Source organism: Odoribacter sp. N54.MGS-14 (assembly GCF_000980295.1).
Classification (GTDB): Bacteria; Bacteroidota; Bacteroidia; order Bacteroidales; family Marinifilaceae; genus Odoribacter; species Odoribacter splanchnicus.
This window is the reverse complement of the sequence record NZ_LARL01000022.1, coordinates 18,895-42,502: the sequence shown is the minus strand read 5'-3', so window position 1 is coordinate 42,502 and position 23,608 is coordinate 18,895. Positions and strand designations below refer to the sequence as shown.

The window sequence follows — 23,608 nt, the reverse complement described above, 5'->3', positions numbered from 1 at the left end:
GGTAAATTTCGTGTACTTCCATTTTATCCCTTTTGCTATTAGGACAACATGAAACCAAAAAAGTGTCACGAAAATTCAAAAATTATAAATCATTGTTTTCGTTTCGATGAAAATGTTGTAATCAGATAAACGGTAGTAGGAGGTAGATCAGGTATTTCAATTTTTCCTGCAATATTTTTTTACCTCTCTTTTTTAATGCTTTGACAGCATCGACGGAAATAGAAAGTATTTTGGCGATTTCTTCATTACTGTGTCCGAGCAGAGCCAGTTCATATACACGTTTCATTTGTCCGGGAAGGCTGTCGATAGCCTCTTTCAATAGTGTATATACCTCTTCTTCAAGTATCTGATTTAAAAAGAAATCGTATTCTTCTTTCTGGCTTAGCTCGACAATGTATTTTTCTTTTACTTGTTTGTGTTTCAGAATATTAAGACATTTGTTCCGGACTGTCCGATAGAGATAGGTTTTTAATTCAAGGTAGGTGGCGAATTGTATTTTCTTCACCCAGAATTCATACAACGTATCTTGTACTACGTCTTCAGCCATTTCTTTTACTTCGAGATGTTTGCGTGCAAAAGAATTAAGGGAGAAATAGAATTTGACAAACAATTCTTTATATGCATCCTCTTCTCCCCGGCATAATGATTTAAACCATATACACTCTTTTTCTTTCTCCAAAATCTTTGCTTAATAAATATCAGGCTACAAACTATATAATGAAGCAAAAATAAATATTTTTCCAAACAAAGCAACATTCAGGAATCTGAATTAACAAACCCCTATATTTACATGAAAATGAATGGTTACCGGTAATCAGTGATGTAAATATACGCTACCAGCTGTACTCAATTGTTCATTAAAGTAAAATCGAACGGAGGGAAACTTAAATATTTGCGAATCTGCCTTTGATTTTGTATACCTGATTAACGGATAATCTCCGATATGACTTACCTTTGTAAATCAAGAGTTTTGAAACTGAAGAGGGTATTTTTTCTCTTTCGTTTTGAGGTGAACGGTGATTAAAGACGTTAAAATTGCAGAATTTAATAAATATACGATGAACAAATACTTTTACCTATTATTTATCTTGCTTTCGGTGTGTTGTGGTAAAAAGAATCGGATCACTGAATTGAAGATGCCTCCGGTGATTCATCTGACCGGTGAAAAGGTTGAAACTATTCTGCCCCGGTGTTATGAAACCGGTGTATTGGTAGACTCTTTTTTGGTACTGAAAGAAAAATGTACGGATACCATGTTTTATCTTTTCAGTACGAACACTGACCGGGAAATTTTTCGATTTGGAAGGGAAGGACGGGGTGTTTGTGAGTTTTATTATCCTTTTTTTCTAGTTAACTCCTTTGCTTATGATTCGCTGATTATTTACGATAGCCCTGCCGCTACGTTAACAAAAATAGATTTAGCTGCCCTTGTGGAAAGCCGGGATATAGCGAAATGCGCAAATTCGGAGCATTTATATAGAAACCTGAATTTTATGTATAACTTCAATAAGGTAGATTCTGCTTTTATCGGAACTTTTATCGAAAAGGACGAGGGACTTTTTTCCTTTTGTAACCGAAATAACGGAGAGATAAAAAATACGGATTATGTTCCTTATTATTTTTATGAAAAGGGACGTAAAGATGCTTATTGCCATCATGTACTAGTTTCTGAAAAGGACAATTCGATTATCGTCCCGTTTAAATATATGAATTTAATTAACTGTTATGATTTGGATGGAAATTTGAAGGTGACCTATGCTTTGGATTGGATCAAAGAAGAGATAAATACACAAATTCGGGTGGATGAACATACGACAGTAACTTTTTATCGGACTTATGCTACCCGGAATCGGTGTTACTTGGTTTGGGATGGACATAAAATTGAAGAAGAACTTCGGAAATATCCTGCTAAGATTGTGGTGATGAACTGGCAAGGAGAATTGGAAAAGGTATACCAATTGGATAATTTTGCAGATTTTATCATCCCGGATGAAAAACAGCGTATGATTTATGTTGGAGTATATAATGCCGGATTGGAGTTTGTCGAAATCTACAAATACCCGATGCTTTAGAATAAAAAAACGTCCCCGAAAGGACGTTTTTAATTTATCTGATCACTAGCTTTAATTTTTTTTATAGATTCCCAGTTTGTCCGGATTGAAGCTGTTGATCATTTCATCGTGGGCAGCTACTTTGGCTTTACCGTAATTGATGAAAATTTCGGCAGACTTCACATACTTATCGCATTTCTGTGCATCCTGCAGCAACAGGTAACCGATAATGGTATAACCGGCCATTTCCACCAGACGGCGGGCATGGAAGTCGGTATATTCGGTACTGCCGGCTTCAGCTACTTTGGCTGTTGCGGCTTCGAGTTTACCGGTCATGCATTTCAGGGTTTCGCGCAGGTATTCGTGTTCCGGAGCGATCTCCATTTTCTCATATACTTCGCGGATATGTTTTGCATATTGTCCGGTGGTGACGCCACGGATGGCAGCTACTACCTGCAACTGGGAAGTACCTTCGTAAATATTGGTGATTCGGGCATCCCGCACGTAACGCTGGATAGGATAGTCTTTCATAAATCCTGATCCACCGTGGATCTGCAAGGCATCGTAAGTGATTTCATTGGCATATTCACTGGCGAAAAGCTTCTGTAGCGGAGTATAGATGTCGGCTAATTTCTGATATTCCTTCATCTCGTTGCGTTCGTCTTTGTCCAGGGCTCTTTCTTTGGAGATATGGTAATAGGTCTTGTACATATCTACAAAACGGGCTGTTTCATAAAGAACGGAACGGATACCATGTAACTTGGCTTCCATATTGGAAAGCATTTCGTAAATAGCCGGGAACTCGATAATGGCCTTACCGAACTGTTTCCTTTCCTGAGCGTATTTCAATCCTTCGCGATAAGCGGCTTCGGCAATACCGACCGATTGGGCGCCGATACCCAGACGGGCTGCGTTCATCAGTGCCATCACGTATTTGATCAATCCCATTTTACGTTCGCCTACCAGTTCGGCCGGAGCATTTTTGAATACCAGCTCACAGGTCGGAGAACCTTTGATCCCTAATTTATTTTCGATACGACGTACGGTAACGGCATTGCTGTTGCGGTCATAGATGAACATGGAAAGTCCGCGTCCGTCGTTCGTCCCGGCTTCCGAACGGGCCAGTACTAAGGAAATATGTCCGTCCCCGTTGGTGATGAAACGTTTTACACCATTCAGATACCATTGTCCGTCGGCTTCGTTATAGGTTGCCTTCAGCTGTACGGCCTGTAAGTCGGAACCGGCATCCGGTTCGGTCAGGTCCATCGCACAGGTCTCGCCGGCACATACGCGGGGCAGGTATTTGGCTTTTTGTTCGTCACTGGCAAATTCGTTGATCGTTTCGGCACAATCCTGTAATCCCCAGATGTTCTGCAATCCGGCATCGGCCCGGGCAACGATCTCGGCGGCCATGATAAACGGGGTGATCGGGAAATTCAACCCGTTGTATTTTCTCGGGAGAGAAATACCGTTCAAGCCGGCTTGATTGATCACATCGATGTTTTGTTGGGTACCGGCGGCATATTTTACATGACCGTCGACCACCTGCGGGCCTTCGGCATCTACCGATTCGGCATTCACAGCTACGACATCCCCGCAAATTTCTCCGACAATTTCCAATACTTTATCATAGTTGTCGAAAGCATCTTCGAAGTCGCGCGGTGCGTTGTCATATTGCTGGGCTTCCGTGTAATTGCGCTCTTTCAGGGCAACGATCTTTTCCATCAACGGGTGGCCGAGGTGGAATTTTATATCTTCATTATCTGTATAAAAATTAGCCATAATGTTTTGATTTTAAGTTTTATTTGCTGTTTTTCTTGTAATACTGGATCATCTTCGGGATAACGACATTCAGGTCGCCGGTGATGACATAATCAGCAAATTTATTGATCGGGGCGTTGCTATCGGTATTGATCGCAATCACCATGGCAGACTCTTCCATTCCTGCAGTATGCTGGATCTGGCCTGAAATACCGCAAGCGATGTACAGTTTAGGACGTACGGTGGTACCGGTTTGGCCGATCTGACGCTCGTGTTCGCAAAAACCGGCATCGACGGCAGCACGCGAAGCTCCGACTTCTCCGCCTAGAACGGTAGCCAGTTCATGCAGTAACTGGAAGTTTTCTTTCGAACCGACACCATAGCCTCCGGCAACAATGATCGGAGCTGCTTTCAGGTTCACTTTTGATTTTTCCATGTGACGTTCGATCACATGGATAACAAAATCTTCCGGAGTGGTGAACTGATTCACATCGATCATTTTGATTTCTCCCTGGTGGTTCGCATTGAAGATTTCTTTTTTCATCACTCCTTCGCGGACGGTAGCCATCTGAGGACGGCAATCCGGATTTACGATCGTAGCAACGATATTTCCGCCGAAAGCCGGGCGGATTTGGTATAACAGGTTGTGATATATTTTATTGTTTTTCTTGTCTTCATAATCTCCGATTTCCAGACTGGTACAGTCAGCTGTCAGACCGCTGTGCAGGGCCGAAGATACCCGGGGACCCAGGTCACGGCCGATACTGGAAGCTCCCATAAAAGCGATCTGAGGTTTTTCCTGTTTAAACAGGTTGACTAAAATGGAGGTATGAGGGAGAGTGGTGTAAGGAGCCAGACGTTTGTCATCGCCCAGCCAAAGTACGTCTACTCCATAAGGGAAGACTTGTTTTTCAACTCCTTTAAGGTCGCTACCCAATACAATAGCTTCGAGTTTTACGCCTAATTCAGTGGCAAGGGTACGTCCTTTGGTCAGTAGCTCGAGGCTTACATCTGCAATAATACCCTCTTCTATTTCGCAATATACAAATACACTGTTCATAAATATTTAGCTTTTATAGCTTATAGCTTATAGCCTTTCGCCTTTTACTTTTTACTTTTTTACCTTTTACTTTTTACCTTACCCCACGGTATGGTTAACGATCAGTTCTTTCATCATTTCATCGATGGCTGTGTCGCTAGGCTCGAGTACTTTGGCTTCTTTGGCCTGAAATACGACGCTTTCAATGTTTTTCACTTTCGTCGGAGAACCGCTCAATCCCAGTTCCTGGGCTTCGCAAGTGATGTCGTTGACACTCCATTCGGTAATTTTCAGGTAAGGACGTTCCTGGAGCAGGTTGAGGTAATCTTCATCGGCATCCTGCATTTCCTGAGTAGCCCGGGCGTATTTATATTTCATTACATAGCGTGCGTTACGGGGGCGGCAGGGGGCAGCAGAACCGTTAACGGTCACGACGCAGGGCACCGGACATTCTACCACTTCTATACCTCTTTCGAGACGACGTTTGATCGTGATCTTGCCGGCTGTAATATCCAGAATATCTTCTGCATAAGTGACTTGTGGCAGCCCCAGTTTTTCAGCTACCTGAGGCCCCACTTGGGCCGTATCTCCGTCGATAGCCTGACGGCCGCAGATCAGCAGGTCGGTCTGCAAGTTCCGGAGCGCACAAGCTAACGCATAAGAAGTGGCCAGGGTATCGGAACCGGCAAAAGCACGGTCGGATAACAAATATCCGCCATCTGCGCCTCTGTACATGGCTTCACGTATGATTTCTGCAGCACGGCCGGGGCCCATCGTCAGAATGTGCACTGTAGTCCCTTCAATTTTATCTTTTATCCGTAATGCCTGTTCCAGGGCATTTAAATCTTCAGGGTTAAAAATAGCAGGTAAGGCTGCTCTGTTTACAGTTCCATCCGCTTTCATAGCATCTTTTCCCACATTTCTGGTATCGGGAACCTGCTTCGCAAGAACAACAATTTTCAGTCCTTTCATGTTACATTATTTAAGTTATCATCCCTTCAAACGATTGAAAAAGTCGAAAGGATTTTAAGATTAATATTTGCTGAATTACACCGTTTAGTACAGGTTTTCCAAACACTTTGAAGCGATTCCGATCACTTCCGGCAGTACCGGAAACTTGTAACTATTTGGTGAGCAAAGATAATACAATAAAGGTAAAAGGTGAAAAGTAAAAGGTAAAAAGTGAAAAAAGTAGGAAGTGAAGGGATGAAACGGTGGAAGCTGTGGAAAAGAAAAAGGGAACGGTAAAAGCGGTAGGGAGGAAGGAGGCATTTTTGCCGTTGTTCCCGTTTTAGCCGCTTTTACCGTTTCGTCCGTTACTTGTAATTCTGAGCGAATTCGCGGCCCGCACGTAGGGCTTTGAGGTTCATCTCTACGATTTCAGCGCCTTTGCGGCTGAAGATGGCACGGATGCCTTCTTCCAGGTATTCGAACGGAATTTCGATGAAGGGAGAAGCTGCTCCCAACATGACGAAATTGCTGGCTCTGACGTTACCGGCAGATTCTTTAGCAATGGTATCAGCATCTATAATCACCTGATGGGGAAGGCTTTTGAGTGTACTCATCACTTTTTCTACTTCGGGGTAGTTGGGGATATTGATAAAAGGTGTGGAGTTGGTCACCACAAATCCGCCTTCCCGTAGATAGGGGAGGTAACGAAGAGCTTCCATCGGCTCTACGGATAAGATGATGTCGGCACGTCCTTTGGCGATCAGGTCCGAATAGATCGGGCGGTCTGAAATACGCATGAAAGATTGTACATCACCGCCTCGCTGGCTCATACCGTGAGTCTCGGCTTGTTTCATGTATAGATTGTTAGTCAGTGCAGCCGAGCCCAAAGCCGCTGCGATAGACAAAATACCCTGCCCTCCTACGCCTGCTAATATAATATCTGTTTTCATAATTTTTTACCTTTAACTTTTTAGCCTTTAGCCTGTAGCTTATTACTTATTCTATTTTTTCTTATTGTCCCTGGCTGCTTTCTGGATGCATACTCTCCGGGGGATGATGACCGATACTCCTTTGTATTCCAGTTCTTCCCGGATAATTCGGCACAGTTCCTCATGGTTCTTGGGTACCGGCAGCAATACCCGGATGTGTTCGGGTTCTACTCCGATACCCTGACAGATCGATTCTATTTTTCCCAGGGCCGAGGATTCCTGACCTCCGGTCATAGAAATCGATTCGTTGTCGGAGATGATTACTGTGATCGGCGTTTTTTCGTTGACAGCATCCAATAAACCGGTCATACCGGAATGGGTGAAAGTCGAGTCGCCGATAACCGCTACCGTTGGGAATAATCCGGCGTCACAGGCTCCTTTGGCCATCGTGATAGAAGCTCCCATGTCGACACAAGAGTTGATGGACTGGAAAGGAGGAAGTGCACCTAAAGTATAACAGCCGATATCTGAAAATACCCGTCCTTCGCCATAGGTCGCGATGACTTCGTTGAGGGCTTTATAGACATCGCGATGGCTGCAACCCGTACAGAGTGCAGGTGGACGGGGAGCGACGATCTCAGGTACAGGGGCTCCTTCTTTGGTATTGAAACAAAGGGCTTTGCCTACTAAGTCCGGATTTAATTCGCCATCCCGGGGCAGGGTGCCGTCCAGGCGTCCCATGATGTTGTCTTTGCCGGGGTACCCTTTCAGCATTTCTTCTACAACGGGATAACCTTCTTCGAGTACCAGAATCTGTTTACACTCGCGCAATAGACGTTTGATCATTTTACGGGGTAACGGATATTGGCTGACTTTTACTACCGGATAGATACAGCCACCGTCAAAATTTTCCAACAGATAATTGTAGGTAATTCCGCAAGCGATGATTCCGAGTGATTTATCACTACCGTCGATATATTGATTGAAGGGAGATTGTTCGGATGCTTTTACAAAATCCGCTTGTTTCTCAAGTAAGAGTTTATAGCGTTTACGGGCGATAGCCGGGAGCAGTACGAACTGGCGTTTATCCTCCGGCAAGTGCAAATGATTTTCCGGCAGACTATCGTGCGTTTCGACTCCGGCACGGGAGTGGGCCAGACGGGTGGTAATCCGCATCAATACGGGAGAACCTACCGTTTCGGAGAGAGCGAAACCGTAACGGGTCATTTCGTAAGCTTCTTGCTGGTTCGAAGGTTCGAGTACCGGTACAAAGGCAAATTTACCATATACCCGGGAATCCTGCTCATTTTGAGAGGAATGCATCGAAGGATCGTCGGCTGCGGTAACTACCAGTCCACCGTTAGCTCCGGTAATAGCTGCATTCATGAAGCAGTCGGCTGCCACATTCATACCGACGTGTTTCATACATACCAAGGCTCTTTTGCCGGCGTAAGACATGCCTAAAGCCGATTCCATGGCCGTCTTTTCGTTGGCTGCCCATGCCCGGTGTACATTACGGGCGATAGCCTCTTTAGAATTCTGAATATATTCGGTGATTTCTGTCGAAGGAGTACCGGGATAGGCATATACGCCTGAAATTCCGCTGTCAATGGCTCCCTGAGCTATTGCTTCGACACCTAATAATAGCTGTTTTTGCATAATTTTGTCTGATTTTATAGATTATATGATATTACAATAACACAAACGTCGGAGACGTCTCGGAAATAAAATGTTGAATAATTCGAAAGTGAAGGCAATAACTGCCCCGGAATCAGAGTCCCCAGTGGAATTTCAAGGTACCCATGATATAAGCTAAAACGAAATAATATTCAAAAGGACGGTACATATCGCTAAACGCATATCATGTAAAACGTTTGCGAAGATAGAAATATTCTTTAAAAAAAGAAAGCTCCAACGTATTTTTCAGGTATTTTTTTACTTTTAGCCTTTACCCTCTGGTTGTTAGCCTTTTTACTTTTTTTTCCATATCTCCCAATTTTTTTCCGCCTGTCCCAGCCACATCGCATAACCGTTGCAGGCATGAGCTCCGGCTGCTTTTCCCTTTTGCATGAAAGTGGTTGTTTCGGGATTATAGACCAGGTCGAAAAGATAATGTCCGGCAGTGAGGAGCTCGTAGGGAAGGGGAGGAAACTCCGATGTATCGGGCCAGGTGCCCAAAGGGGTAGTATTTACGATCAGCGGATAGCCGGTTATTAAGTCCGGTAACGCTGCATAGCCGATCTCGTCTGCCTGGCGGGGAGTACGGGATACGGTCGATACTTCCATATTCAGAGAGTGCAGGGCGTAACGCACGGCTTTGGCAGCTCCGCCATTCCCCAGAATCAGTGCTTTGGAAATAGCTGCGGGAATAAATTCCAGCAAAGCTTTCCGAAAACCATACATATCCGTATTATATCCCACCAGATAGGGGTGCCCGTTCGGATGGCTCACCTTGACGCAATTGACGGCACCGATAACCCGGGCTTCTTCACTGATCTCGTCCAAAAAGGGAAGGATATTTTGTTTGTGAGGGATCGTGACATTAAAACCACAAAGGTCGGGCGTTTGTTGTAATAGTGTTGAAAGCTGCCGGATGTCGGGCATTTCGAAGCTCCGATATTCAGCAGCGATATTTTCTTTTTGGAATTTCTCGTTAAAATAGCGGGGCGAGCAGGAATGCCCCAAAGGGTATCCGATGATTCCGTATATTTGCATGATTACTGTTGCTTTTGCATTTTCTTTCCGATGAACTCTATGCCATAAATAAGCACAAAACCCACGATACACATCACGATCGCTTCCACTAAGAGCGGATCGGATTGCGTCAGTTCCTGAAAATAATGCGGAGATACATTCGCTTCCACCAAAGGTCTTACCACTCCGTGTGAGTCGGTATAGGTTTCCAGAGTTTCTTTCCAGGGCCATACTTTATTCAGAGATCCTACCATGAATCCCGTTAGGGTAGCGACAGTCGCTGTATGATGTTTTTTTAGAAGCCAGGATAACAAATGGGAAAAACTGATGATACCGGCAACCGCTCCGACGATGAATAACAACATCACCCCGATGTTCAGGCTGCTGACAGCTCCGAGGATATAGGAGTATTTCCCCATCAGTAGTAAAATGAATGCCCCGGATATGCCCGGTAAAATCATGGCACAAATGGCTATGGCGCCGGATAAAATGATAAACCACCACGTATTGGGAGTCTCGGCCGGCGACATCACGGTAATGACATAGGCGATACAGCCTCCTGCAATCAGTGAGATCACCGTACCGATATGCCAGTGTTTGATTTCTTTGGCTACCAGTACCGACGAAGCGACGATCAAACCGAAGAAAAACGACCAGATATAGATGGGATGATGTTCCAGTAACCAGGTCATGAGTTTGGCCAGAGAGAAGATAGAGATGGCGATACCACCGACCACTCCGAGTAGGAATGACCCGTTGATCTTTTTCCAAAAGTCTGCAAACTTCAGGCTGAGCAACAATTTTAAAGCTTGGAGGTCTATACTTTTGATCGAATCGATCAATTCTTCATAAATCCCCGTAATGAAGGCGATCGTACCGCCGGAAACACCCGGAACCACATCTGCTGCACCCATGGCACAGCCTTTCAGTACCAACAATAAATAATTCTTTTGTTTTTCCATATTTTTCTGTTCACTTTTCGAATTTTATAAAAAAATAAATCCCAAGCGGGATTTATTTTTTCAATACGTTTCTATGCTCAAAACGGAATAGATCAAAAACAGTCTTCACCGGGGTGAAAGTTGTCAGGGGAACCTCGACGAATACCGTAATCCAGTTCGCCATAGCTCCATTCCAAAGCCCCGGGAGTTCCTGTACTTTAATTTCTTTCCCTTTATATGATTTGTGGGTAATAAAACCTTGTTCGGGGGCAATGAATTTTTCGAGATCGAACTTCTTGCCTTTATAGTTTTTTACACCGCATACCAGATCGACCGGATTGAAATGAGTAGAATGATCGAACACTTTTTTTTGTTCTTTATCTTTCAGATTGATCTGAGCCGATTCGACGATCATCAGGCGTGAACTGCCGTCTTTCATTTTCACCCAGAACGGTCCTCCGCCCGGTTCACCTTCATTTTTTACCATCCCACATACCCGGATCGGACGATCCAGCAATTGATGCAGATGTTTGATGCGCTCTTTCTGGTCTTTATAAGTCTTGCCTTCCGCTTCTTTATAACCGATTTGTCCCATAAAGGCTTCAATCTCCCGGAGTTGTTCTTCTGTCGGTTTTTTATCCAGCATACTCAGGTAGCTGAAAATCTTTTCTTGTAATTCCACCAGTGTACCGGCCAGCAGTCTTTTATATTTGATCGTATCTCCCTTGGCCCGGTCGGGGATAACGTTATCGATATTTTTGATGAAAATAATATCGGCTTTCAATTCATTCAGGTTATAGATCAGGGCACCGTGTCCTCCGGGACGGAATACCAGCTTCCCTTCGCTGTCTCTCAGTAACTCGCCCTTGTCGGTGAGGCTGACCGTATCGGTGGAAGGTTTCTGAATCGAAAAGGTTACTTCGTATTTGATGTTGAACATCTTCTCGAATACTTTGGTCACCTTCTTCAACCGTTCTTTAAAGAGATTTATATACTCTTCCGAAACGGTGAAATGCAAGCGGGCTATTTTTCCATTGTTGCAATACATTCCTCCTTCAACGATATGTTCGTCGAAAGCCGTTCTGACAAAATCCCGGTAAATATGAAAATCGACCAATCCTTTGGGGGTATTCCCATAGTTCAGGCCTTTGTCGGTAAGGATATAGCTAAGGATTTCGTTAAATTGCCGTTTGGCGATCATCTTGTCGATGTCTTTTCCATCATTCCACAGAGCGGCAGACAAACGGTTATAGAAAGGAAGTTCGTCCAGTTTCAAAAAGAAATCGTGCATTGTACCCGCCCCTTTATCCTGCACGAATTCCAGGAATTCTTCTTCTGTACCTGTATAGGTATCCATAAAAGTAAACAGATCTTTGAACATCCGGGTGGCCGATCCGGAAGCCGGGACCATTTTCAGCAGTTCACATTCCTGACGTGCTTTATCGAAATTTGCGTTCAAACGTTCTTCATCTTCAGCCTCGATCCGGATAATTCCATTACCGATGGTGGCTGGTTCGGACAAATCGACATAGTCGAATCCTTTTTCGAAATTGGCTAATTGCCGGTCTATCTGTTCCGGTTTAATATCTCTGTGTTTGAAAACTTTCAGATCTTCTTTCGTGTAGTCCATAATTTAGTGATTAAAGCTTACAAAGTTGTAAGTCGGATTAATTATCTTCCTCTTCGTCATATACCTCTTCCTGATTGTCCAGTTCGGTTTCATAGAAATCCTCAGCTTCTTCCATCAGGGAATCGATATCATCTTGAGACAGTGGTTCTTCGTCGATCCAGTAAATTTTTTGATTACTGTAAAATCCGTCCAGATCACATTGAATGATACAACGTGGTTTTTCGGTATGAACAACGTAGACTAAATCAAGTGCTTCTTGTGAGTTGTCCGCAATAAGAAATTTGGGTAACATGTCATTTTATTCGTTTAAAATTATCAGTCACAAAGATATGCGATAAATGTAATTTTTTTTATAATCGGCCGATAAAAATCGATACGATGCCATTTTATTCTGAAATTAGTTCGTTGTTTGTCATATTTTGGGGATAAAACCCGAACACAGGAAAGTTCGGCCGGGCAGTGGGATATACCATAGTACTGATGTCGGCCGACGAGGTGTTCGACCCTGCTGAGTTCGAAGGAATAACCGATGTGGATGTCTATGTCGTTCTTAAAAAAATACGGAAGAACTGAAAAAGATCCTGAATTTTTGACAGCTTAAAAACATTTGTAACTTTGTCTGTTGTCACATCGTTGTAAATAAACTATGATTGCATCAGAATTGATATCGAATGTTGTGCCGGTGCTCAAACCCGAAGATACCTGCTTGCAGGCGCTCAACTGGATGGAACTTTTCCGGGTGTCCCATCTGCCTATGGAGCAGGGAAAAATGTATCTGGGACTTGTAGATGATGAGATGATCTATGCCCACGGCGACCTGAACGATCGGCTGGATGTGTTGCAGATTCCGGTGGAAGGTACCTTTGTTTATGAAAATTATCATATTTATGATGTTATCTGTCTGGCGGCCGGAAGTTTGTTGTCGGTGGTACCCGTACTCGACCGGAAAAATAATTTTGTCGGTTCGATTACTTTGACCGATATCCTCCGGCATTTGGACACTTTGCTATGTGTAGACCAGCCGGGAGGTATTCTGGTGCTCGAAGTCAACCGGATCGATTATTCATTGGCCGAAGTTGCACAGATTGTAGAATATAACGAAGCCCGGGTATTGAGTTGTTACGTGTCGGGAAACCGCGATTCCCAGCAACTGCAGATTACCTTGAAGATAAATACACTGAATGTAGATCCGATCCTGGATACTTTTATCCGGTACGGATATACCGTTAAGAATAGTTTTGTCACAGGCGAGGAAGAACAGGATAGTCTGAGGGAACGCTATGGATTATTGATGAAGTATTTAGAGTTATAGAGTTGCTGAGTTATAGAGTTACTGAGTTATAGAGTTACTGAGTTATAGAGTTACTGAGTTATAGAGTTACTGAGTTTAAAAAGTTAGCAACTCAGCAACTTAGTAACTCAGCAACTTAGTAACTCAGCAACTTTTTTCTATCTTTGTCTGTTGAATGAAGGAGGATCGATTTATGACCGTAGCGATTTATGGCAGAAGTATAGAACCGGAATTTTTTCCTTACCTGAAACGTCTGGTCGAAGGACTGGAGAGGAAAGGAGTGGGGATGGTGTGTGAAGAAAAATTCGCTGCGCTGTTGAGTGGAAACTACGGTTACGAACCGAAATTTTTGAATTGTTTCGGCAGATGTACCTTGATAAAAGAGGAGGTTGAATTGCTGCTGAGCGTCGGTGGGGACGGTACTTTTCTGGATTCGGTGATTTATGTGAAAGATAGTGGGGTACCTGTATTGGGGGTAAATAGTGGACATTTGGGGTTTTTAGCGAATGTACCCGTGGAGGAGATAGAAGATGCTGTCGATTTTATCGCTGCCGGGAAGTATGAGGTGGAACAGCGGGATATGTTGCAGCTTGAAGTGGAAGGACAACGGATAGCGGATTTCGATTATGCCCTGAATGAAGTGGGAGTTTTGAAAGCTGCTACTTCTTCTTTATTGAAGATACATGCCTATATCGGAGAGAATTATCTTACGACCTATTGGGCTGACGGATTGGTGGTGGCTACTCCGACGGGGTCTACGGCTTATTCCCTGAGTGGTGGAGGACCGATTGTGAGTCCCGAATGCCGGAATATTATTCTGACTCCGATCTGTCCGCATAATTTGACGATTCGTCCGTTGGTGGTACCGAATACGGCTGAAGTGAGGCTGAAAGTGGAAGGGCGTTCCGGCGAATATGTGTTGTGCATGGACTCCCGGATCCGGAAGATGACGGACGGACAGGAATTGAAAATTTGTACCGGAAGCCAAAAAATCAATGTGGTGAAACTACCCCGGCATAATTATTACGATACCTTGAGGAATAAGCTGATGTGGGGGGAAGACAGACGCAACGGAATGAAAGACTAGAGTGAAAAATCGGAAATGGAAGTGGGTAAAAAGGTGCTATACGATAGGATAGAACAGAGGGAGTTGCCGAAACGATTCCAGCTATGTTATTGTTTCTTTGCATTTGTTACCCGATTTTTTACCTTTATAAGCTTATTTTTCCCTCTTTTGTTGTTATCTTTGGACGGTTTTTGTCAACCTGAGGGAGAGTTAGGAATTTTAGGAGGAATGGGGTATTATATGGGCGAATATAATCCCAATCGGCACTTTGATCGGAGTCAGCGTTATCTCGGAGGTTTTTGCCGTTATAATCTGAACAATCGTTTTGCTTTACGGCTGAATGCAGGTTTTTCGAAAATAGATATCCGGGAGAGATCCTTGCTGTCCAACGGGGAGACGGTATATCCGGCTGGATTTCATTGTACGGTGAAGGATGTTGCTGCATGGATCGAATTTGATTTCCGCAGTTTTGGGTGCAGAAAGTGAAAGAATTCTCCTGCTGGTCTCCGTATCTTTTTACCGGAGTGGGATATCTCGGAGCCGGCGATGAGAGTAGTGTTTCTATCCCTTGGGGCATCGGAGTAAAGTTTAATCTTTACCGACAATGGTCATGTGGGGGCGAATGGAGTACCCGGAAATTGTTTACCGATAAAATAGATCAGGTGTACGATCTCCGGGGGACGGGAGAGACTAATTTTATATATAATAAAGATTGGTTTTTTGTGGGAGGAATTACGGTATCTTATCGTTTTCCATTGAACCCAGAATGTCACTTTTGAGTGAAAAACAGAATAATAATGCAAGATATTAAAGAAGAAATTATAGCAGCGGGCTTGCCGGAACATATCGCGATTATCATGGACGGCAACGGACGCTGGGCGGAACAAAGAGGCTTAGACCGGGTATATGGACACAAACAGGGGGTGGATACGGTGAAGTCGGTTGTAGAAGCTAGTGGGGAAATCGGTTTGAAATACCTTACTTTATATACCTTTTCTATAGAAAACTGGAATCGTCCTAGGGCCGAAGTTGATGCGCTGATGGGGTTGATGACCGATGCGATTATCCGCGAAACGTCCGAATTGATGCGGCAGAAAGTGCGGGTGAAAGTGATCGGGAATACCGGTGATTTGCCGGAAGAGGTATGGCATAAGTTGGAAGGGCTGATTCACAGGACGGCTGCAAATACAGGAGTGACCTTGGTGCTGGCTTTAAGTTATGGAGCCCGTTGGGAAATTGTCGAAGCTGCCCGGAGGTTGATAGCCGATTATAAGACCGGGAGAGTGGCGGATACAGAGGAGGTTACGGACGAATTGTTTGCCCGTTATCTGACTACTGCAGGGATGCCTGATCCTGATTTATTGATTCGTACAAGCGGAGAATGCCGGTTGAGTAATTTCCTGTTATGGCAATGTGCCTATACGGAGTTTTATTTTATCGACAAATTTTGGCCTGATTTTGAAAAAGATGATTTATATTTGGCAATCCGTAATTTTCAGCAACGGGAGAGACGTTTTGGAATGACCGGAGAACAGATAAAAGTGAAGGGTGAAAAGGGAGAGGGGATAAACGTAACTGAAAAGTAACTGGTAACGCTGTCTTGGATAGCTAAAAGAATATATATGGTTAGAAAAGTAATTCTTTGTCTTTCAATAATTTTTTTCTGCTTTTGTCGTGTTATGGCGCAGTCGGCTGATACTTTATCTCAGCCTGATATTTATTATTCGAGCCCTAAAACATACGAAATTGCCGGTATCGAGGTCACCGGTATTGGTGAGCAGTACGATCCTGAAACATTGATTTTGGCTACCGGCCTCCGGGTGGGATCCGAGGTGAAAATACCGGGGGATGCGATAACGAAAGCGATACGCCGTTTGTATGGCCAGGGATTGTTTTCCGATGTGACGATCTCTGTCGACCGGGTAGAAGGACAGAAAGTATTCCTGATTATTAATCTGGCAGAACGTCACCGTTTGTCTGCGATTAACTATATCGGACTCAAAAAATCGGAAGAAAGTAAAATTAAAGAGAAGATCAATCAATTGCCCGGAAGCCAGGTTACCGATAATATGATCGCCGGTGTACAGCGCATCATCGAAAAATATTTTAAAGAAAAAGGATACTACAATATCTCTGTGAAGGTTTTACAGCGGGATGACCCTGAAAGACCGAATTTTGTGTATTTGGATGCGACGGTCGAACGGAAGAATAAAATCAAGATCAGCGATGTGATTATCACCGGAAACGAAAAAGTGCGTGACAGCAAGCTGAAGGGAGCGATGAAGAAAACCAAAGAAAAGTCGTTGAGGAATTTCTTTAAATCGGCAAAATATATTCAGGAGAGTTATGAAGACGATAAATATAACCTGCTCGATAAATATAACGAACTCGGTTACCGGGATGCCGCTATTATCGCCGACAGCGTTGTACAGGAAAGTCCGAAACGGGTGAAAATCTATATCGACGTCGAAGAAGGAAACAAGTACTATTATAATGATATTACATGGGTTGGAAATACGGTGGTCGATGCCGATAAATTATCCCGATTGTTGAATATTAAGAAAGGTGATGTCTATAATAAGAGCTATTTCGATAAACGTTTGAATTCGGATGAAGATGCTGTAGCCAATTACTTCTATCTGAACAACGGTTACCTGTTTTTCCGGGCGATGCCGGTAGAGACTGTTGTGGGGAACGACTCGATCAATGTCGAGATTCGTATGGTGGAAGGACCACAGGCGACGATCGATCGGGTAATTATCAAAGGAAACGATCGTACTCACGAGCATGTAATCCGTCGTGAATTGTATACTTATCCGGGAGAATTGTTCAGCCGGGAAGATGTTATTCGGAGTGTACGGGAATTAGCCAATCTGGGACATTTCGATCCCGAAAAAATCAGTCCGACTCCACTACCGAACCAGGAAGCCGGAACGGTAGATTTGGAATACAAAGTAGAGGAAAAAGCAAATGATAAGATCGAGATCTCCGGAGGTTGGGGGGCCGGTATGATTATCGGTTCTGTCGGATTGACTTTCACCAATTTCTCTATGAGGAATATTTTTAATTGGGAGTCATATCGTCCTTTGCCTCAGGGTGATGGCCAGACTTTGAGTTTGAAAGCACAGACCAATGGAAAATATTATACCTCTTTCAGTGTTTCTTTCCGGGAGCCCTGGCTGGGAGGTAAAAAACCGAATTCATTGAGTGTGTCGGCTTATTATTCCCGTCAGACCGGTTATAGCCGTAGTTATTATAACTCCTATTATGCCGGAAATAGTGCCAAAGACATGTATGATACCGATCAGTTGATGACCACTTTCGGGTTGAGTGCCGGATTGGGACGACGGATTACCTGGCCGGATGATTTCTTTACCTTATATACCGAGGCTTCCTATCAGCGGTATACCTTGAAAAACTGGCCTTATTATATTTTTTCCGAAGGAAATTCGAACAACCTGTCTTTTGCAGTACAATTGAGAAGAAGCTCTATCGATAATCCGTTGTATACCCGTGAAGGTTCCGACTTTACTCTCGGATTGACGTTTACGCCGCCTTATTCCTGGTTTACCGATAAGAATTATGCCAGTCCGAATATTAAAGATAAAGATAAATACCGTTGGATCGAGTTCCACAAATGGAAATTTCAGGGAAAAGTATTTATGCCTCTGGATAAAAATAAAAAATTTGTGTTGTATACAGGGGTACAGTACGGTTACCTCGGTCACTTCGACAAAAACAAGCGTTCGCCGTTCGAAGGATTCGAAATGGGGGGTGACGGTATGTCGGGATATAGCCTTTACGGACGTGAATATATCGGTTTGAGAGGATATGAAAACGGTTCTCTGACAAATGCAGGCTCTAGCTTTATCGCTCCGAATGCTTCCGATGCCAGCTTGTATTCCAAGCTGACCATGGAGTTGCGTTATCCGATTTCGCTGGCACAGTCGGCGACGATCTATGCGCTGGCGTTTATGGAAGCCGGTAACTCATGGTATGAACTGAAAGATTTCGAACCGTTCAACCTGTATCGGTCTGCCGGTGTCGGTCTGCGTGTATTCCTGCCGATGTTCGGGTTGTTAGGTATCGACTGGGGGTATGGATTCGACTCTGTACCGGGACGTCCGGGAGCTGCCGGTTCACAGATCCACTTCGTATTAGGACAGGAATTCTAAAATGGATTTGCGGTTTACGATTTATGATAGGACATTTTAAATTGAAAAACGGATTTATTTTATTATTTTTGTCTTGCATATGGAGTACTGCACAGGCGCAAAGCGGAACACGCTATGCTTTCGTGAATATGGAATATATTTTCAGCTGTATCCCCGATTATGCAAAAGCCCAGCAGGAACTGGACGATTATTCGCAGAAGTTGCAGGCCGATATCGATGCGGTATACGCGGAAATAGCAGAAATGCAATCCAGATATAATGCCGATAAAGTGTTTCTGACTCCTTCGATGCGCGAAGACCGGGAGAAAGAAATTGCAGCGAAAGAGAATAAAGCCCGTTTGTTGCAGCAACAATATTTCGGCACCGACGGTTATCTGTTCGCAAAGCGCGAAGAACTGGTGAAACCTTTGCAGGACGAAGTTTTAGCGGTCATTAAAGATGTCGCTAAAGAAGGAAATTTTGGTATGATTATCGATGTTGCCGCCGATAATTCAGTTGTCTATTTCGACCCGAAACTCGATAAAAGCAATGTCGTATTGCGGAAATTGGGGTATAGCGTCAAAAAGAAAGAAGAATAAACCGGTCGTCTGAATGAAACAGATCCGGAAGAGTTAGATAATTTAATGATAATATTTATAAACCAGAAAAATGATGAAAAATACCATTAAAGTGTTTGTACTTGTAGCTTTGACATTGGCTGCAATGAGTGTTTCTGCACAGGTAAAACTGGGCCACATTGAAACTCAGAAGTTGATTCAGGCTATGCCGGAATGGACTGCCGCTCAAAAGACTTTCGAAGAGGAACAGAAAAAAGTAAATACAGAATTGAATAGTTTGAGAGAACAATTCCAGACTAAATTAGCCGAATATTCTGAAAAAATGAAGACTTATTCAGAGGCTATGCGGGCTACAACAGAAGAAGAATTGCAAGGATTGCAGCAAAGAATCCAACGTTTTCAGGAAACGGCTATGGCTCAACTGGAAAAAACACAAAATGATCTGATGCAGCCTGTAATGGAAAAAGCATTGAACGCGATCAAGGAAGTAGGTAAAGAAAATGGGTTTACTTATATCTTCGACATGAATGCCGGTATCCTGTATGCCGCTGAAAATTCACAGGATGTCCTGCCGTTGGTAAAGAAAAAATTAGGATTGCAATAAGGAGTGTAAAAGGATAAAAAGCCGCCTGGGATAGGCGGCTTTTGTCGTTTCTGATTCAAGGATATGGAGCAACACAAAGAGAGTATCGGCGTATTTGATTCCGGCTACGGAGGGCTGACTATTTTAAAAGAAATTGTCCGGAAATTACCGGAGTATAATTATGTGTATCTGGGGGATAATGCCAGGGCCCCTTACGGTGCCCGTTCTTTTGAGGTGGTCTACGAATATACGCGGGAGGCTGTTCATAAACTTTTCGGAATGGGGTGCCGCTTGGTGATCCTGGCTTGTAATACGGCATCGGCAAAGGCGTTGCGGACTATACAGCAAGTGGACTTACCGCAATGGGATCCCGAAAAACGGGTATTGGGGGTTATCCGTCCCAGCGTAGAAGCGCTGAATACCTATTCGCAAAACGGACATGTCGGGATTCTGGCTACCCGGGGAACCGTAGCATCCGGATCTTATCCGATAGAAGTCGGGAAATTATATGGTGAAGAGAGGTTCCGGATTACCCAGCTGGCGTGTCCGATGTGGGTACCGTTAGTTGAAAATAACGAACTGGATGGAGAAGGGGCGATCTATTTTGTCCGGAAATACATTCAGGAACTGTTGGGTACCGATCCTGAAATCGATACGATTATCCTGGGATGTACACATTATCCGTTATTACGGCCGCTGATCGCCCGTTTTGTTCCTTCACGGGTGAAAATTATCGGACAGGGACAAATCGTTGCCGGGAGTCTGGCCGACTATTTGAAACGGCATCCTGAGATCGACCGGAGATTGGGTAAGGACAGCAGGCGAAGTTATTTAACCACTGAAAAAACAGAATTGTTCGATCGGATGGCCGGTTTATTTTTGAAGGAAGAAATTAGTTCACAAAGAATTTTTATGTGTTAAGTTGAAATCTTTTAGCAGTATCTCAATTATTTTTTTATATCTTTGGATAAGATAGGATGCGGCTCGGTAAAATCATCAAACAAGTTTGTTGTTTTTGCTCTTGCCTTTCACTATCTTTGACAAGGTATCGGTTGGAAGATTAAATGTCGTGCAAAACAATTAGTATCGTTGTCGGAGGCAGCTAATATCTATGACAGAACAAGAACAGATTAAAGAAGCTTTTGAAGATTTATTGAAATCGTTACGAAAAGAGACTTCTAAAGAGAACAGACAAAAAATCAAAGAAGCTTTCGAATTTGCCAATGAAGCTCATAAAGGTGTGAAGAGAAGGTCCGGTGAACCTTATATTCTTCATCCTTTGGCTGTTGCTAAAATTGCTGTGAAAGAGATCGGTTTGGGGACGACTTCTGTCATCTCTGCTTTGTTGCATGATGTGGTGGAAGATACCGATTATACAGTTGAAGATATCGCTAATTTATTCGGGCCGAAAGTGGCTTCTATAGTCGATGGCCTGACCAAAATTAGTGGGGTCATGGGATCGGATACCAGCCGGCAGGCCGAGAGTTTCCGAAAGATGATCCTGACGCTGGCCGACGATGTCCGGGTGATCCTGATCAAGATTGCCGACCGTTTGCACAATATGCGTACGCTGGCTTCTATGCCCGAGCATAAGCAAGTGAAGATTGCGAGCGAGACCCTGTATATCTATGCCCCTTTGGCTCACCGCATGGGATTACATGCCATCAAAACCGAGCTCGAAGACCTCAGTATGAAATACGAACATCCCGAAGAATATGAGGTTATCGATAAAAAGATCGAAGCTTACGAGAAACAATTTTCGGCACTCTTTGAAGAATTTATCAAGCCGATACGTAAAAGTCTGAGCGAGAACCACTACGAATATACCATCACCGCCCGTACGAAGAGTGTGTATTCGGTCTGGCTGAAAATGCAGAGACGGAATATCAGTTTCGATGAAATCTACGACCTGCTGGCCGTACGGATTGTGTTTAAACCCAAAGCAGATCAGCCTGAAAAATGGCAGTGCTGGAATATTTATTCTTTGATTACAGACATTTATAGTCCCAAGCCCGAGCGGATTCGCGACTGGGTGAGTGTGCCTAAAGCCAATGGATACGAAGCTTTGCACTTGACGGTTATGGGACCTGAAGGACAATGGTTCGAAGTGCAGATCCGTTCGGAACGTATGGATGAGATTGCAGAGAAAGGGTTAGCTGCCCATTGGAAATATAAAAATGAAGGCGAAAGTTCGGAGTTGGATAAATGGCTGGCGGGAATTAAGGAGATTCTCGATCAGCCGGATGCCAGTGCGCTGGAGTTCCTCGACGAATTTAAACTGAACTTATTCGCAAAGGAAATCCGGGTATTTACGCCTAAAGGATATATGCGTACCTTGCCTAAGGGAGCTACGGCACTTGATTTTGCTTATGATATCCATACTGAAATCGGAAATACCTGTATCGGAGCGAAAGTGAATCATAAGCTGGTGCCGATGAGCCATAAACTGACGAGTGGAGACCAGGTGGAGATTTTGACGAGCGATAAACAGAAACCTCAAAGGGAGTGGCTGGATTTTGTGGTGACAGCGAAAGCCCGGACGCATATCAACGCCACCTTTAAGAAGTATAGGAAAGAACAGATCCGGACCGGTATCACGATCTTCGAGGCTGTTGTGAAAAAATTGGATTTACCGCCTACCTCCGAGCCATTGAAGAAAGTACTGACCGATTACAACCTGACCAATAAGGACGATTTGTATGTCGAGCTCGCTAAAAATATCATTACGGAAGGAGATCTTGAAAAAGTGCTCAAGAAGAAAGCGGAAAATAAATTTATAAAATACTGGAAACTCCAGTTTTTATGGAATGGGAAAGACGGAGAGGAAAAAAAGAAGAACGACAACGATGTCCAGCTGGATGTCAATTCGGATTTCGTGATCGCTCCTTGCTGTAATCCGATTCCGGGAGACGACGTGGTTGGTATGAATATTGCAGGTACGAAGGTTACGGTTCACAAGCGTTCTTGTCCCGAAGCGATCCGCTTGATGGCCAGCTTTGGAGATAAGATTGTCCCGATTAAATGGGTGAGCCATAAATTGATGTCTTTCCTGACAGTGATAAAAATGACAGGAATCGATAAACCGGGGATTGTCAGCGATATCACCGCCCTGATCGCAAAAGAAGGGAAGGTGAATATGCGAATGATTCATTTCGATACCCGGGACGGTATTTTTGAAGGATTCATTCATCTGTATGTACATAATACAGCCGACTTGAATAATATAGTTTCCCGTATATCCCAGATACAAGGGGTAGAAAGCGTGATGAGGGTGGAGAATGAGGAAAGATAAGAGATGATAGATGGAAGGAGGAGAGAAAAAGAGAGGTGAAGATTAGAGTGAGAAATAGATAGGAAGAGAGAAAAAAGAATGAGGATGGAAAAGATGGTTGACGAAAGTTGTTCAAATATGGAGAAAATAAAAGAAACTGTAAAAGAGATTTTTACAACTTATTTGCAACAAAAAGGACACCGGAAGACTCCGGAAAGATATGCTATCCTGGATGAGATTTATTCGCATACAGGACATTTCGATATCGAATCCCTGTATGTTTTTATGAAGAATAAAAATTATCGGGTGAGTCGGGCTACTTTATACAATACCATAGAGTTGCTTTTGGATTGTAAGTTGGTGATCAAACATCAGTTCGGGAATAATATCGCCCAGTTTGAGAAAGCTTTTAACAACCGTTACCACGAACATCTGATTTGTCAGAAATGTGGTAAAGTGGAGGAGTTTGCCGATTCCCGGATCAACGAGGTCGTCGAACATATTGAAGATAAATACCAATTTTCTGTGCATCACCACCTTTTGTATATTTATGGATTGTGTAAGGCCTGTCGGGAGAGTGAGTGATTTTAGCGGTTTTTTCTGTTTACAATAGAAAAAAATGTTTACTTTTGCACGTTTGTGTTTCCCGAAATCCGACGGGAGGTTTTG

Annotated in this window: 22 protein-coding genes; 12 read left to right on the top strand and 10 right to left on the bottom strand. The window is 43.7% G+C overall.

The window, feature by feature from the left end:
- Window positions 1-121: 121 nt before the first annotated feature.
- A complete protein-coding gene (locus WS42_RS06735; RefSeq protein ID WP_022160977.1) occupies window positions 122-679 on the bottom strand; it encodes a sigma-70 family RNA polymerase sigma factor in 558 nt (185 codons plus the stop codon).
- A 379-nt stretch (window positions 680-1,058) separates the two neighbouring features.
- Here WS42_RS06735 and WS42_RS06730 point away from each other — a divergent pair, with 379 nt between their 5' ends.
- A complete protein-coding gene (locus WS42_RS06730; protein WP_046450888.1) occupies window positions 1,059-2,072 on the top strand; it encodes a hypothetical protein in 1,014 nt (337 codons plus the stop codon).
- A gap of 51 nt (window positions 2,073-2,123) precedes the next feature.
- Here the strand turns inward: WS42_RS06730 and WS42_RS06725 are convergent, their stop codons facing one another.
- From WS42_RS06725 to WS42_RS06685, 9 genes are all read right to left on the bottom strand, one after another.
- Window positions 2,124-3,833, bottom strand: coding sequence for an acyl-CoA dehydrogenase family protein (locus WS42_RS06725; RefSeq protein WP_022160975.1), 1,710 nt, complete (start codon window positions 3,831-3,833; stop codon window positions 2,124-2,126).
- A gap of 19 nt (window positions 3,834-3,852) precedes the next feature.
- Window positions 3,853-4,872 carry an electron transfer flavoprotein subunit alpha/FixB family protein gene (locus tag WS42_RS06720; RefSeq protein ID WP_013612356.1) on the bottom strand — a complete coding sequence of 340 codons (1,020 nt, stop codon included), beginning with the start codon at window positions 4,870-4,872 and terminating at the stop codon, window positions 3,853-3,855.
- Between the two features lie 78 nt (window positions 4,873-4,950).
- On the bottom strand, window positions 4,951-5,823 hold the full coding sequence (locus WS42_RS06715) for an electron transfer flavoprotein subunit beta/FixA family protein (RefSeq protein WP_013612355.1): 873 nt from the start codon (window positions 5,821-5,823) through the stop codon (window positions 4,951-4,953).
- A gap of 344 nt (window positions 5,824-6,167) precedes the next feature.
- Window positions 6,168-6,752: an indolepyruvate oxidoreductase subunit beta gene (locus WS42_RS06710; protein WP_013612354.1), complete on the bottom strand. Its 585-nt coding sequence runs from the start codon at window positions 6,750-6,752 to the stop codon at window positions 6,168-6,170.
- Window positions 6,753-6,803: 51 nt separating this feature from the next.
- Window positions 6,804-8,390 (bottom strand): thiamine pyrophosphate-dependent enzyme, encoded by a 1,587-nt coding sequence (locus tag WS42_RS06705; RefSeq protein ID WP_013612353.1) that lies wholly within the window; start codon window positions 8,388-8,390, stop codon window positions 6,804-6,806.
- Window positions 8,391-8,702: 312 nt separating this feature from the next.
- On the bottom strand, window positions 8,703-9,446 hold the full coding sequence (locus WS42_RS06700) for a shikimate dehydrogenase family protein (protein WP_046450887.1): 744 nt from the start codon (window positions 9,444-9,446) through the stop codon (window positions 8,703-8,705).
- A 2-nt stretch (window positions 9,447-9,448) separates the two neighbouring features.
- On the bottom strand, window positions 9,449-10,387 hold the full coding sequence (locus WS42_RS06695; protein WP_022160973.1) for a polyprenyl-phosphate transporter: 939 nt from the start codon (window positions 10,385-10,387) through the stop codon (window positions 9,449-9,451).
- Window positions 10,388-10,439: 52 nt separating this feature from the next.
- Window positions 10,440-11,996 carry a DUF4301 family protein gene (locus tag WS42_RS06690; RefSeq protein WP_087395055.1) on the bottom strand — a complete coding sequence of 519 codons (1,557 nt, stop codon included), beginning with the start codon at window positions 11,994-11,996 and terminating at the stop codon, window positions 10,440-10,442.
- 37 nt (window positions 11,997-12,033) lie between these two features.
- Window positions 12,034-12,288 carry a DUF8828 family protein gene (locus WS42_RS06685; RefSeq protein WP_013612349.1) on the bottom strand — a complete coding sequence of 85 codons (255 nt, stop codon included), beginning with the start codon at window positions 12,286-12,288 and terminating at the stop codon, window positions 12,034-12,036.
- A gap of 354 nt (window positions 12,289-12,642) precedes the next feature.
- Here WS42_RS06685 and WS42_RS06680 point away from each other — a divergent pair, with 354 nt between their 5' ends.
- The 11 genes from WS42_RS06680 to WS42_RS06630 all read left to right on the top strand — a co-directional run bounded on the left by WS42_RS06680 (window position 12,643) and on the right by WS42_RS06630 (window position 23,524).
- Window positions 12,643-13,308 (top strand): CBS domain-containing protein, encoded by a 666-nt coding sequence (locus WS42_RS06680; protein WP_013612348.1) that lies wholly within the window; start codon window positions 12,643-12,645, stop codon window positions 13,306-13,308.
- 154 nt (window positions 13,309-13,462) lie between these two features.
- Window positions 13,463-14,374 carry an NAD kinase gene (locus tag WS42_RS06675; protein WP_228026159.1) on the top strand — a complete coding sequence of 304 codons (912 nt, stop codon included), beginning with the start codon at window positions 13,463-13,465 and terminating at the stop codon, window positions 14,372-14,374.
- Window positions 14,375-14,521: 147 nt separating this feature from the next.
- Window positions 14,522-14,839, top strand: coding sequence for a hypothetical protein (locus tag WS42_RS06670; protein ID WP_140398575.1), 318 nt, complete (start codon window positions 14,522-14,524; stop codon window positions 14,837-14,839).
- Entirely contained in the window at window positions 14,827-15,132 is a 306-nt protein-coding gene (locus tag WS42_RS06665; protein ID WP_087395057.1) for a DUF6089 family protein, read from the top strand. The genes WS42_RS06670 and WS42_RS06665 overlap by 13 nt, the downstream gene beginning before the upstream one ends.
- A gap of 18 nt (window positions 15,133-15,150) precedes the next feature.
- On the top strand, window positions 15,151-15,939 hold the full coding sequence (gene uppS, locus WS42_RS06660) for an undecaprenyl pyrophosphate synthase (protein ID WP_022159641.1): 789 nt from the start codon (window positions 15,151-15,153) through the stop codon (window positions 15,937-15,939).
- 36 nt (window positions 15,940-15,975) lie between these two features.
- Window positions 15,976-18,528, top strand: a complete 2,553-nt coding sequence (gene bamA / locus WS42_RS06655; RefSeq protein WP_022159640.1) for an outer membrane protein assembly factor BamA — start codon at window positions 15,976-15,978, stop codon at window positions 18,526-18,528.
- A 68-nt stretch (window positions 18,529-18,596) separates the two neighbouring features.
- Window positions 18,597-19,106, top strand: a complete 510-nt coding sequence (locus tag WS42_RS06650) for an OmpH/Skp family outer membrane protein (protein ID WP_041557324.1) — start codon at window positions 18,597-18,599, stop codon at window positions 19,104-19,106.
- Between the two features lie 70 nt (window positions 19,107-19,176).
- Complete coding sequence (locus WS42_RS06645; protein ID WP_229057690.1) at window positions 19,177-19,689, top strand: OmpH/Skp family outer membrane protein; 513 nt, start codon at window positions 19,177-19,179, stop codon at window positions 19,687-19,689.
- Between the two features lie 63 nt (window positions 19,690-19,752).
- Window positions 19,753-20,589 carry a glutamate racemase gene (gene murI, locus WS42_RS06640; RefSeq protein WP_022159638.1) on the top strand — a complete coding sequence of 279 codons (837 nt, stop codon included), beginning with the start codon at window positions 19,753-19,755 and terminating at the stop codon, window positions 20,587-20,589.
- 190 nt (window positions 20,590-20,779) lie between these two features.
- On the top strand, window positions 20,780-22,960 hold the full coding sequence (locus WS42_RS06635) for a RelA/SpoT family protein (protein WP_013612341.1): 2,181 nt from the start codon (window positions 20,780-20,782) through the stop codon (window positions 22,958-22,960).
- An 84-nt stretch (window positions 22,961-23,044) separates the two neighbouring features.
- Complete coding sequence (locus tag WS42_RS06630) at window positions 23,045-23,524, top strand: Fur family transcriptional regulator (protein ID WP_013612340.1); 480 nt, start codon at window positions 23,045-23,047, stop codon at window positions 23,522-23,524.
- The last annotated feature ends 84 nt before the right edge of the window (window positions 23,525-23,608 follow it).

Excerpts from the sequence above, each read along its gene's own strand:
- WS42_RS06630 (WP_013612340.1), top strand. The coding sequence starts at position 23,045 with ATGGAAAAGATGGTTGACGAAAGTTGTTCAAATATGGAGAAAATAAAA.
- WS42_RS06645 (WP_229057690.1), top strand. The coding sequence starts at position 19,177 with ATGATGAAAAATACCATTAAAGTGTTTGTACTTGTAGCTTTGACATTG.
- WS42_RS06685 (WP_013612349.1), bottom strand. The coding sequence starts at position 12,288 with ATGTTACCCAAATTTCTTATTGCGGACAACTCACAAGAAGCACTTGAT.
- WS42_RS06680 (WP_013612348.1), top strand. The coding sequence starts at position 12,643 with ATGATTGCATCAGAATTGATATCGAATGTTGTGCCGGTGCTCAAACCC.
- WS42_RS06710 (WP_013612354.1), bottom strand. The coding sequence starts at position 6,752 with ATGAAAACAGATATTATATTAGCAGGCGTAGGAGGGCAGGGTATTTTG.
- WS42_RS06675 (WP_228026159.1), top strand. The coding sequence starts at position 13,463 with ATGAAGGAGGATCGATTTATGACCGTAGCGATTTATGGCAGAAGTATA.
- WS42_RS06720 (WP_013612356.1), bottom strand. The coding sequence starts at position 4,872 with ATGAACAGTGTATTTGTATATTGCGAAATAGAAGAGGGTATTATTGCA.
- WS42_RS06690 (WP_087395055.1), bottom strand. The coding sequence starts at position 11,996 with ATGGACTACACGAAAGAAGATCTGAAAGTTTTCAAACACAGAGATATT.
- uppS (WP_022159641.1), top strand. The coding sequence starts at position 15,151 with ATGCAAGATATTAAAGAAGAAATTATAGCAGCGGGCTTGCCGGAACAT.
- WS42_RS06705 (WP_013612353.1), bottom strand. The coding sequence starts at position 8,390 with ATGCAAAAACAGCTATTATTAGGTGTCGAAGCAATAGCTCAGGGAGCC.
- murI (WP_022159638.1), top strand. The coding sequence starts at position 19,753 with ATGGAGCAACACAAAGAGAGTATCGGCGTATTTGATTCCGGCTACGGA.
- WS42_RS06715 (WP_013612355.1), bottom strand. The coding sequence starts at position 5,823 with ATGAAAGGACTGAAAATTGTTGTTCTTGCGAAGCAGGTTCCCGATACC.
- WS42_RS06730 (WP_046450888.1), top strand. The coding sequence starts at position 1,059 with ATGAACAAATACTTTTACCTATTATTTATCTTGCTTTCGGTGTGTTGT.
- WS42_RS06695 (WP_022160973.1), bottom strand. The coding sequence starts at position 10,387 with ATGGAAAAACAAAAGAATTATTTATTGTTGGTACTGAAAGGCTGTGCC.
- WS42_RS06635 (WP_013612341.1), top strand. The coding sequence starts at position 20,780 with ATGACAGAACAAGAACAGATTAAAGAAGCTTTTGAAGATTTATTGAAA.
- WS42_RS06700 (WP_046450887.1), bottom strand. The coding sequence starts at position 9,446 with ATGCAAATATACGGAATCATCGGATACCCTTTGGGGCATTCCTGCTCG.
- WS42_RS06725 (WP_022160975.1), bottom strand. The coding sequence starts at position 3,833 with ATGGCTAATTTTTATACAGATAATGAAGATATAAAATTCCACCTCGGC.
- bamA (WP_022159640.1), top strand. The coding sequence starts at position 15,976 with ATGGTTAGAAAAGTAATTCTTTGTCTTTCAATAATTTTTTTCTGCTTT.